Below are 11,235 nucleotides of genomic sequence, written 5' to 3'. Positions count from 1 at the left end.
AATGAGCAGTAATCTTATTCATCACATTTAAGAAATCAAAAAAAGTCAGCTTCAAATCAAGCTGACTTTTTATCTTTTTTACGGATAAATCCGATTCAACAACCGTGGAAACGGAATGGATTCTCTTACGTGCTCGATTCCTGATAACCAGGTAACGGTCCGTTCTAGTCCAAGTCCAAAGCCGGTGTGAGGAACTGAGCCGTACTTGCGTAGGTCTAAATACCATGAGTATTCGTTTTCGTCCAAGCCATGGGCGCGGATTTGCTCTAGGAGGTATTCATGATCGATGGCACGTTCAGAACCACCTATGATCTCGCCATAGCCTTCTGGTGCGATCATATCGGCACAGATCACGACATCTTCTCTCGTTGGATGTGGCTTCATATAGAAAGGTTTGATGGCTTTTGGATAGTTTAAGATAAAGACGGGCTGATCGAATGAATTGGCAATAAAGGTCTCATGTGGTGAGCCAAAGTCATCGCCCCATTGAATATCATCAAAGCCGTTCTTTTGTAATAATTCCACTGCATCATCGTAAGAGATTCGTGGGAATGGTAATTTGGTGTATTTTTTCAAGACTTCACGGTCACGACCTAAGACGTCTAACGCATAGTCACAGTTATCGAGCACATTTTGCACTAAGAATGCCACGTACTGCTCTTGGACTTCTAAACTTTCTTCTTGGTGCATAAAGGCCATTTCTGGTTCAATCATCCAAAATTCAATCAAGTGACGACGTGTCTTTGATTTTTCGGCACGGAAGGTTGGTCCAAAAGAAAAGACTTTGCCAAACGCCATAGCGGCAGCTTCCATGTACAATTGACCGGACTGAGATAGATATGCTTTTTGATCGAAATAGTTGGTTTCAAATAAATCGGTCGTTCCTTCTGGTGCTGATCCGGTTAGGATCGGTGGATCGATTTTGATGAAGCCATTCTTGTTGAAGAATTCATACGTTGCCCGGATGATTTCGTTTCTGATTTGCATGATGGCGTGTTGTTTTGAGGAACGCAACCATAAATGACGATGGTCCATCAAGAAATCTGTTCCGTGTTCTTTTGGTGTGATTGGGTAATCATGGCTTTCCCCAACAACTTCTAAACCAGAAATGCCAATTTCATAGCCAAATTTTGAGCGGCTGTCTTCCCTGATTTCCCCAGTGACCAGTACGGCAGTTTCCTGATTTAAATTTTTCGCTAATTGGAAAACTTCCTCACCTACTTCACTTTTTACAACGATTCCTTGGAAATACGCTGTTCCGTCGCGAAGTTGTAAGAAGGCGATCTTGCCGCTAGAACGTTTGTTAGCAACCCATGCTCCGATTTGAACGGTTTCGCCAACGTGTTTTTTTGCATCTAAAATTTGAATAGATTCCACTTGATTCTCTCCTATCTAATTAATAAAGGCACCATAGAGCATTTTAAGCTTTTTGGCGCTTCTTTTCAACAAAATCATGGATTCGTTTGGTAGCTTCCGCTAACGTGTCCCAATCAGTTGCATAGCTGATCCGTAAATAATCCGGTGTGCCAAAACCAGCACCAGTCACTACTGCCACGTGGGCTTCCATTAGTAAAGCTTCTACGAAGGCATCAATGGTTTGATAGCCGCACATTGTCATGGCTTCTTTGACATTTGGGAACAAGTAAAAAGCGCCTTGGGGTTTCGTCACCTGAAAACCAGGAATAGCGGCAATTAGCGGATATAGTTTGTTCAAGCGTTCTTCGAAGGCCTGACGCATCACTTCGATCGATTCTTGATTACCAGTCAGTGCCTCAACTGCAGCGTATTGGCTAGCAGCCGGCGGGTTGCTGGTAGCTTGGGAAGCGATATCGACCATCGCTTTGATGATTTTTGCATCGCCGACAGCAAATCCGATCCGCCACCCAGTCATAGAATAGGTTTTAGAAACGCCGTTGATCACGATGGTTTGTTTGCGGATCTCTTCTGATAGACTAGCGATTGATGTAAAGGTATTGCCGTTATAAACCAAACGACCATAGATATCATCCGCTATGATCCAAATATTATTTTCCACTGCCCAGTTGCCGATTGCCGTTAATTCTTCTTTTGAGTATATCGCCCCTGTTGGGTTGGCAGGCGAGTTTAAAATGATGGCTTTCGTTTGCTCTGTACGAGCGGCTTCTAATTGAGCAACAGAAACTTTAAAATCTGCTGATTGCTTAGCTTCAACAAACACAGGTGTCCCTTCTGCTAAACGGACTTGTTCCGCATAACTGACCCAGTAAGGAACTGGAATAAGTACTTCATCCTCTTCATCAAGAAGCGCTTGAAACAACGTATACAAAGCAAATTTCGCGCCATCTGTCACGATCACTTGGTTTGAATCATAGTCAGCACCATAAAACTCTTTCATATAAGCAAGAATCGCCTGTTTTAGCTCTGGAATCCCAGCAGTTGCTGTATAAAAACTAGCTTTGCCGCTCTCAATCGCTGCAATCGCTGCTTGGCGAATGTTCTTCGGGGTAATAAAGTCGGGCTCACCGACGGTTAGACTTAATACGTCTACACCTTGGTCTGCTAATGCTTTTGCCTTAGCAGATGCCGCTAACGTAGCGGAGGGTTCTAATTTTTCTGCTCTTTTTGAAAGTACCATGTTTATCATCCTTCCTACGATCCAAATTTCTGTCTATCAAAAGCGCCTTTTTATAGTTCAGTGACCGCTTTGATTTCTTCTCCATCTTTGAAACCAATCAAATAATAGTTCAAGCGGCCTTGGTCGTCTTTAGTCATGACTTCCCAAGCGGGCTCGCCTTTAAAAATACCCAATGCTGCTTTTTGGATTTCCTGCCCTTGATGGTTGTCGCGAACGAAGGCCTTGGCCTGTGCTTCCGTCAATCCATCCCCTTGATTAAAAACGGAAACCTTTTCGCCGCTTTTAGGAATGATCACGACGATCTCATTGTTATTCGTATCTTTTCCAACAATGCTAAAAGATGTTTCCTCACGGGTGAACCAATAAAATTGTTCGACCTCTGCTAAATCGGTGTATCTTTCTGCTATTTCGATCGCTTCGTTTCTTGCTTGCCGCATTGGACGAGAAGAACGGAGATAGAAAATAGAAGCGAAGAGAATAACGACCAGTAAAACCGTGATCGCACTCAGCAAAATAATCACTCGCCGATGTTCTTTGTCTTTTGTTTTCACACTTCGTACTCCAATCTTAAATAAAACTCATTATATCAGATGTTCGACTCATTTTTCAAAATCAACCGCCGCTTTTTCCTCTTGCGCAAAAAAATGTTGAATATCTTCGGCAATTTCGGTTGGACTAGCTTCAATCAGAGGTAAGTTTTTAGGTAGACCTTTGACCATCCGTTTGCCATACTTCGTTGATAACAAGCGTCGATCAAGGACGACCATCACGCCTGTATCCTCTTCAGAACGGATCAAGCGCCCCAACGCTTGGCGTAGCCGTAGAATCGCTTTAGGTAAGGCATCTTCTTTGAAAGAATCGATGCCTTCTGCTTCCAAGAAGGCATGCCGTGCTTGGACCATAGGTTGCTTAGGATTCTCAAAAGGTAAGCGAGTCACCACAGCGATCTTCAAGGCCTGACCTGGTAGGTCGACCCCTTCCCAAAAACTGCTAGTCCCTAATAAGATGCCATTTTCCGCTAATAAAAATTTCTTTAAGATTTTCTCACGGGTTCCGCCAGTTCCTTGAGCAACGATTTCTCTGCCGTAATGCAGGGCTTTTTTATTCAATCGATCATAGACATTTTTCAAAGTTTCGTGCGCCGTAAACAACACAAGCGCTGGTTGCGGATTGTCAAACAAAATTGGGACTAACGCTTCGACTAAATAATCCGCGTATTCGGCAGCTGATGCTTGTTGGATCGAGAGTCCTTTTTTAACTACATAGAGTCGAGTTTGTTTGCTGTAGTCATAAAAAGCGGGAATCGTTTTGACTGGCACATCGGTCAAGCCAATCTGATGGGCAAAATATTCTTTATTTCCTGGAATCTTCAATGTCCCCCCAAGATAAATGATGTGCTGATAGCGTTGATACCACGTGCTTTCCACGATCGAATGCCCTTCTAGATCAGCTAATTCAATCACAGCATTTCCTGACTGGGGATGCTTTTTCAACCAATGAACGTAACGAGGATGCCACCAAGTCAACCATGCGGTCACCGTTTGTTCCTGGGTTTCCATTTGACCAAAGAAATCAAACAAACGAGCAATCACGATTCGTTGTCTTGCATACCACCGATCATTGGTCAACTCGAATCGCTGACGCAACTGTTGTTGGATCTCATTGATTTCTTGATAGTAAAGGCTCAATTTCTGATGCAGCTTGTCTTGTTCTAACGTGCCATCATAGAGGTCGTCATGGTGCACGACTTGTAGCTCTGGCGCATCGATCGACAAACTGCGAAAATACTGTTCTTGTGTTTCGACCAAGATCGACAACGCGTTTCGATACAACGAGAACATCCGTTGCAGAAAGTCATCCTCGGTAATGATTTGGGCAATTTCTTCAAATAGCCCTTCTTCATTTAGCTGTAAAAACTGCCGCTTGAAGTGAGCAGAGTCAAAGACATGTTGACTAAAGCCTTCTGCTTGCTGCGGCAACTGTTGGGCTTCATCAATCAATAAGTAATCACTCGTTGGCAACAGTGGCTGCGCTCGCCGGTTTTCCTGCATCAAAAAGGCATGGTTGACGATCAAAACATTGCTTTGCGCCATCCGCTTATATAAATGTCGAACAAAATCTTGTTCATAGAAGGGTTGATCTTTGGCTAAAAAAGCAACGCCGCGATGGCGGATGTCGGTAAATAAAGGATGATCAAGTCGAACCAAGTTCAATTCATCGAAATCCCCCGTTTCTGTTTTAGTCAGCCAAACTAAGATCCCCATTTGGTATTGCGCATATTGCTTTTGCTCTATCGGTTGATCAAGGGTCGCTTTAAAACGCTGCAAATCAATGTAATGACGATGACTTTTGACCAAAACTGCTTGCAAAGGTTGCTGCAGTACTTGGTTTACCAAAGGAATGTCTTTGTTGATGATTTGATTTTGCAATAGAATTGAAGAGGTACTAACGATCAACGGATTTTCTGGTGTCACTAAATAGGCGGCTGGAAACAAGTAACCAATGGTTTTCCCCATGCCTGTTTCTGCTTCAATGATCAGATTTTTCTCTGGCTGGGTGTAATGCGTATACACTGCATTCATCAAGCGTGCTTGTTGTTTCCGATAGACTAAGTGCTGGCCAAAGCGCTGTTCTTTTTCCGTTTTTACTTTCGGATACGTTTCTTGAAAATGCGTGGCTTCAAAAAGCGGAACAGTTTTTTTTCGCAGGACGACGCCGTCGATCACTTCGAAATCTTCCGCCAACTCTGGTCCTTTTTCTTTTAAGATCCCATGGATATAGTCACTCGTTTGCATACCCATTTGACCGCTTAAAAGCGCAATTTGTTTAAGGGTCGTCCGTGGCAGTTCTCGCATGATCGCTTCGATATACAAAAATAAAGCTGCGGTCACTTCTGCATCACTATCTGCTTGATGCGGGTTATCATGACGAAAGCCAATGCTGTCTGCTAGGTCACCTAAACGAAAGCTGCTTTCTGTTGGTAAAAACACTTGTGCCAATTCCACCGTATCGATTCCGGGAAGTGATAAAGGTGGCAGCCCGCAACGCACAAATTCATTGCTTAAAAAATGATAATCAAAATAAATATTATGCGCCACAAAAATCGTGTTACTGAGTAAGTTATAGATCGTATCAGCTACGTCTTCGAAATATGGCGCTTTGCTTACTTGTTGGTTTGTGATGTGTGTCAATCGTTGAATTTGCTTAGAAATTCTGCGGTCAGGGTTGATATCTGCGGCAAAACGATTGATGATCTTGCCATCTTGGACTAAGACACAGCCAAATTGAATAATTCGATCAACCGTCGAATCGGTTCCTGTTGTTTCAAGATCCACCACAGCGTATATGGGTTTCATTGTATTCCTCCTTGCACACTGTCTGCATTATACTACAAAATCAATGGCGATTACATCTGTTTTCCCACTAGATACAAGGGTTCTCAGGAGGTAAAACTAGAAAGCTAACCGTTCGCGTGTCCCATCTGAAAGAGTTTTTTGCTGGTCACTGATCGCTTTTTTCGACAAAAAAAGGGATCTTTTTTATAATTTACTATAAGGAGGCGAAAAAAATGAATGATTTCAAAAACAAACGAGTGATTGTAACGGGGGCTGCTTCAGGAATTGGAAAAGCAGTGGCAGAACAATTTCTAGCCCAGGGCGCACTTGTTGGGTTGATTGATCGCAATGAGAAAGAGCTGCAGGAGTTTCTTGCTGACTATGACGCACAAGCCCATTATCGAGCGGTTGACGTCACCGAAGCGGATAAGCTGCAAGAAGCAATGAGTGGTCTTGTGGAAGAACTAGGTGGACTTGATGTACTCCATGTCAATGCCGGCATCAACGGTACCTGGACACCGATCGAAGAGCTGACGGTGGCAGAATGGGATCAGACGATCAACACAAATTTACGCAGTACCTTTATTACCGTCAAAGCGGCCATTCCCTTTATGAAAACAAACGGTGGCAGCATTGTCATTACGAGTTCAGTCAATGGAAACCGCATCTTTAGCAATTTTGGTGCGACAGCTTATAGTACATCTAAGGCAGGACAAGTTGCCTTTACAAAAATGGCTGCGCTGGAACTTTCCGGTTATAATATTCGGGTCAATGCTATCTGTCCTGGGGCGATCGCAACGAATATCGATGCCAACACAGAAATTGAAGAAGAAGTTGCTCGCGTTGAGATCCCCGTCAAATATCCAGAACGTTCTCGACCATTAAAGCAAGAAACAGGCGTGCCAGAACAAGTCGCCAACCTTGTGCTTTTTCTTTCTTCAGAGGCTGCGGGCAATATTTCTGGAACGGAAGTCTATATTGATGGAGCGGAATCTTTACTTTAATCCAACAAAAAAACGAAAAATCAAACCTGATCCCCTCACTTGTTTCATTGAAGCCCTTGAGATGAATCATTTCTTGATTTTTCGTTTTTTCGTTTTGGTTATTTTTCCACCAAAGCCGCGATTTCTTCTAGAAAGGCAGTCTTGCCATAAAAATCTGCATTTAGTAACTCTGGAAAAATGGCTTCAAAGAAATAAGTGACACACGGACGATGCTGAAACTCTTTGACAGTTAAAACGGCCTCTCGAAACATTTCTTTGTATACTTTATCTGGGTTGCTCTTTGAGATCTCTTCAAAAGATTCATACAAAAGATCGATCTTATCCGCAATTGCTAATAGCTGCCCTTCAAGGCTGTTGTCTTTGCCATCCGCTAGGCGTCTGCGATAAGTTGCTTGAAAGCTTCCTGGAATTTCTTCTTCGATGAAGGCATCGGTCATTTTTTCTTCAACGGTTGATAACATTGCCCGCAATTCTTTGTTCGCATATTTGACCGGCGTTTTGATATCACCGATGAAACGTTCGGTGTAATCATGATTCAAGGCTTTTTCGTAGAGAATTTGCCAGTTGACTTGATTCCCCGCCTTTTCTTCGATATCAGCTAAGGTCTGGGCAATCATAGTTACTCGAAATGAATGAGCAGCTACACTGTGCTCAGTAAACTTAAAAAAACCCGGCGCTCGTTGGATCTTTTCTAAATTAGCCAATCCGAGAATAAATTCATTCAATCCCATAAATGTGCCTCCTTTTTTTAAGAGTATAACAACTCCATTGTCTGCAAGCAAATATCTCGCGCACAAAAAAAGAGCAGCTAAGCTGCTCTTAAAAGGCATTCACTAATTATGCTTTGTTAACGTTAGTCGCTTGAGGGCCACGTTGTCCGTCTTCGATATCGAAAGTCACTGCTTGACCTTCTTCTAAAGTTTTGAAGCCTTCGCCTTGGATAGCTGAGAAATGAACGAATACATCGTTACCGTTTTCTGCAGTGATGAATCCAAAACCTTTGTCTGAGTTAAACCATTTAACTGTACCTGTTTCCATAATAAAAATCCTCCTTGTGTTTATACACATATTTTGCAATTACTTGTATAAGGTGAAAATGTGGAAGATGTTTAAGATGAAACAAGCTACCATAATTTACCGTAACAAAAACTACACTTTGTATTATAGCACATTATCTTCATTATGACTAATAGAAAATCAAAAAAAATGAAAACGCCTTTATTTTTTTATAATTCACAAAAAGACTGCTGCATTAAAGATCTGCAACAGCCTTCTCTTTTATGGAAACGATTTATTTATGAACGACGCAACTGTGTTTAGTAACGCAAAATCGCCGTCAAACTTTTTTCTCCAGGGGCATCTTTTTGTTCCAAGATAGATACCTCACCGCCGTTTTCTAAAACATCGATTGCCAGCGTATTTAACACTTGGCGACGATCGTACTCTGTATCAGGATCTTCTCCAAACCCATCGGCGAGATTTGAGGTAGCCACAAACAGATTGGCGATGCGGCCTTCTTTGGCTGCAGGCACGATATCAACCAATTGGTCAATAAATTTTCGATCCAACAGCTTGCCGTATTCCCCAACTTCTTTTTGTGTCAACTCCGCAATCAGCTTTTGCGTACACGTTTGGATCTCTTTCAAAGATAACGACGCTGGTGAAGAAGAAATACTTGGTTCTGCTTTGAAAAAGTTGGTTTTTGCCACTTTTTTAAACAGCGTTTGATTTTCTGGCAACGCAAAAAGATACATTGGTAAATGCTCTTCGTTTGAAAAATCATTCTTGAAAAATGCATCAACTGCTTGGTAGTAGTTGACGTGATCGATCTCGACCTCTTCGTCTTTGGCACTAAAGCCATGATAAGCGACGCCTTCTCCTCCTGAGTTAGGGCCACCTTGGGCACTGTAATTAAAGTTGCCGCCGCCAGTGATTTCTTCCCCCAGCGCTTTTTCGATCGTTGTCGGTGCCTCTTCTGGCAACTCGACTTCACGCACTTGATTGTTTTCAACTTGATAGACTTGCATTGAATCGCGATTCAACGCTAAGAGATAAAATGGGTAATTAAATTGTGCGTTTTTGATGACAGCTAATACATAAGGAGTTTCCCCTACGTAATATTGATCATCCACACGAATACTTAACCGATGGACCAGTACCTCTTCTGGGGTGGTAATCACCGCCACACTTGTTGTACTGTTACGCCAAAATGATTGATCTGCAAGCAGTTCATCAATTTTCGTTTGAAAAAGATCCCAAGCATGTTCTGGGTATTTTTTTTCAAAACGGCGCTTCGCATCTTTGGCAAAGTTCTTAAATTTGATTTGATCCTTTTCGACATTCTGGTGGCCGACATGCGTATTGAGCATGATCGTGACAAATGGTCCTTTGATTCCGTCAGATATTACCTGCGATAAAAAACTTTTTCCAAATTTTCCCATTCCACATTACCTCCTGCTTAATCAAATACAAATAAAGTGTACCATGCTTATTTTCTTCCATAAAGTAAAACGATTGCACGCATTTATTTCCTCATTCGTTTTTCTGATTAATCACTATACTGGCTATTTTTCAGCGGATCTGTCAATGTATTTCTGGTGGCCCATAGAAAGCCTCGTTTGGTCCAAGTTTGAATGGTCGGCTCTTTCAGCTCTTTTAGACTGTGTCCAACGGATTGGAAAAAGACTCTGCCCTTGCCCCATTTTTTGATCCACATCATTGGCAGTATGACTTCTTGGTTAGCTGCATTCGGATGATCTTTAGCGGCAAATGTTGAGGTAGCTAACACAGTGACGGCTGGATCAACCAGGCAATAGTATTGCTCCGTCGTCAACTGAGGGATCGATTGCGTATTTGCCGTAATATAGTGATCTGTCGTAAGATCGATGCTATAGGTCGTTTTCAAGCCGCCAGGATGTGCCAAAAAACAGCCACCAGTCATAAACAACCAGCCTTTACTGGCTTGAAAAGCCGAGGCAAAACCGCCATGAACCCCTGCTAATCCCAATCCTTCTGCTACAGCCTGAGTGACATTTTGCAGCGGCTCATCAGGCAATTCTCCTCGCGTCCAATTCATGATCAACAGATCCAGCCTTTTTAATTCTTCTTTATGATAGAGAGGTTCAAAATCTGAGGCGAGTGTCACCTGATATCCTTCTGACTCCAGCAACGTTTGGTAAAACTGACTGGTCTCTTTTGGGGCGTGTCCTTCCCAACCTCCATAAATGATCAATGCTTGTTTCATTTTGTGTTCCCTCCTTTCTTTCTAACTTAGCGAAAAAAATGCAAAAAGCGAAGCAGAACGATTCTTCGCTTTCCTTCGCTAGTATTTTTTTCTGATTTAACGGTTGATTGAACGCCCGACACGATTGATCGTATGGCGCATGCCTCTAATCGCAACCGATGTTTCAAAAATATTTTCGGTCGGTGCCATGCCGCCATAGCCGGCATCACCGATATGCTGCAGATCGACCCCACAGGTTTTGTTGATAATGGCTAATTGCCGCAACGTTTCTGGACGTGCGCTTTCTTGACTCGTTCCGATCGCTGACATCGTCAATAAGTCATATTGTTTGGCAATTTGAACAGCTTCAATCAGATCCTTTTCTAGAAAGCCTTGAATCGAGCCAACGGAAGGCAGTAACAAAATATCTGCCCCAGCTTCAGCGTAAGAAATGATGGCTTCTCGATCAACCACAGGCTCATCTGAGCCGGCACTGTGCATTTTTCCAGCGATGATCAACCCAGAGAAATGTTCTTTTGCCAATTTTACTGCTTTAGCGATTTCTCGGTTGGTCACACCTGTTCCAGGATTGCCTGTAAAGCAGAGAAAGTCCACCCCGAGTTCTTGGGCTTTTTTGATGGTGTCAACCGAACTTGTTCGGCCTTGACTGATGCTGATCTTTTCACTCATCATCTCCGTCGTAGCTGGGATCGGCTCAAGATTGATGCCGACAGGTCGTCCAATCAGTTGTTTTAGTTGAGGAATCGGGTTTTCAATCGGTTGTTTAGGATCAAGCAGCTGCTCCAATGTGATACCAGGCATCCCAAAAATAGCTGGGCGATAACAATCAAACCCATTCAACAAAATTAAGTCAGCCCCAAAAGCTGCCGCGACTTCTGCGTTGGTAATATCGCCAGCTTGCGGCATGGTTTGAACCACCGTTTCACAGACGATTACTCGTCCTTCGCTCGCTTTAATGGATTGTTTCAATTCTTGCGCCGACATTTCTTTGATTTCACTATAGTTTGCACTTATCAATCGTTTGACCATGTTTTTCTT

Annotated in this window: 10 protein-coding genes; 1 reads left to right on the top strand and 9 read right to left on the bottom strand. The window is 42.8% G+C overall.

From position 1 onward, the window contains the following. Positions 1 to 78: 78 nt before the first annotated feature. Genes asnS through IGJ74_RS06855 form a run of 4 tightly spaced genes read right to left on the bottom strand, consistent with a single transcriptional unit; the run spans position 79 to position 5,970 of the window. Positions 79 to 1,377 carry an asparagine--tRNA ligase gene (gene asnS / locus IGJ74_RS06870; protein ID WP_005236932.1) on the bottom strand — a complete coding sequence of 433 codons (1,299 nt, stop codon included), beginning with the start codon at positions 1,375 to 1,377 and terminating at the stop codon, positions 79 to 81. A gap of 43 nt (positions 1,378 to 1,420) precedes the next feature. Then, the gene (locus IGJ74_RS06865) at positions 1,421 to 2,614 is read right to left on the bottom strand and encodes a pyridoxal phosphate-dependent aminotransferase (RefSeq protein WP_008381156.1); all 1,194 of its coding nucleotides are present in this window, start codon (positions 2,612 to 2,614) and stop codon (positions 1,421 to 1,423) included. Positions 2,615 to 2,664: 50 nt separating this feature from the next. Continuing rightward, the gene (locus IGJ74_RS06860; protein WP_005236934.1) at positions 2,665 to 3,165 is read right to left on the bottom strand and encodes a DUF5590 domain-containing protein; all 501 of its coding nucleotides are present in this window, start codon (positions 3,163 to 3,165) and stop codon (positions 2,665 to 2,667) included. Positions 3,166 to 3,213: 48 nt separating this feature from the next. Then, entirely contained in the window at positions 3,214 to 5,970 is a 2,757-nt protein-coding gene (locus tag IGJ74_RS06855; protein WP_218193235.1) for a helicase C-terminal domain-containing protein, read from the bottom strand. Between the two features lie 212 nt (positions 5,971 to 6,182). On the opposite strand from IGJ74_RS06855, the gene IGJ74_RS06850 reads away from it, so the two are divergent. Continuing rightward, entirely contained in the window at positions 6,183 to 6,953 is a 771-nt protein-coding gene (locus IGJ74_RS06850) for an SDR family oxidoreductase (RefSeq protein ID WP_077452593.1), read from the top strand. A 98-nt stretch (positions 6,954 to 7,051) separates the two neighbouring features. On the opposite strand, the gene IGJ74_RS06845 is transcribed toward IGJ74_RS06850, so the two are convergent. From IGJ74_RS06845 to IGJ74_RS06825, 5 genes are all read right to left on the bottom strand, one after another. Then, positions 7,052 to 7,684 (bottom strand): YfbR-like 5'-deoxynucleotidase, encoded by a 633-nt coding sequence (locus IGJ74_RS06845; protein ID WP_008381147.1) that lies wholly within the window; start codon positions 7,682 to 7,684, stop codon positions 7,052 to 7,054. A gap of 106 nt (positions 7,685 to 7,790) precedes the next feature. After that, positions 7,791 to 7,991: a cold-shock protein gene (locus tag IGJ74_RS06840; RefSeq protein WP_003126918.1), complete on the bottom strand. Its 201-nt coding sequence runs from the start codon at positions 7,989 to 7,991 to the stop codon at positions 7,791 to 7,793. 278 nt (positions 7,992 to 8,269) lie between these two features. Then, positions 8,270 to 9,394 carry a hypothetical protein gene (locus IGJ74_RS06835; protein WP_218193236.1) on the bottom strand — a complete coding sequence of 375 codons (1,125 nt, stop codon included), beginning with the start codon at positions 9,392 to 9,394 and terminating at the stop codon, positions 8,270 to 8,272. Between the two features lie 107 nt (positions 9,395 to 9,501). Next, positions 9,502 to 10,197 carry a ThuA domain-containing protein gene (locus IGJ74_RS06830; protein WP_218193237.1) on the bottom strand — a complete coding sequence of 232 codons (696 nt, stop codon included), beginning with the start codon at positions 10,195 to 10,197 and terminating at the stop codon, positions 9,502 to 9,504. Between the two features lie 96 nt (positions 10,198 to 10,293). Beyond that, on the bottom strand, positions 10,294 to 11,226 hold the full coding sequence (locus IGJ74_RS06825; RefSeq protein ID WP_016613182.1) for a hypothetical protein: 933 nt from the start codon (positions 11,224 to 11,226) through the stop codon (positions 10,294 to 10,296). Positions 11,227 to 11,235: the final 9 nt, after the last annotated feature.

It is taken from the genome of Enterococcus sp. AZ009 (assembly GCF_050548785.1).
GTDB classification, from domain to species: domain Bacteria; phylum Bacillota; class Bacilli; order Lactobacillales; family Enterococcaceae; genus Enterococcus_D; species Enterococcus_D entomosocium.
This window is presented reverse-complemented; position numbering and strand designations above follow the sequence as displayed.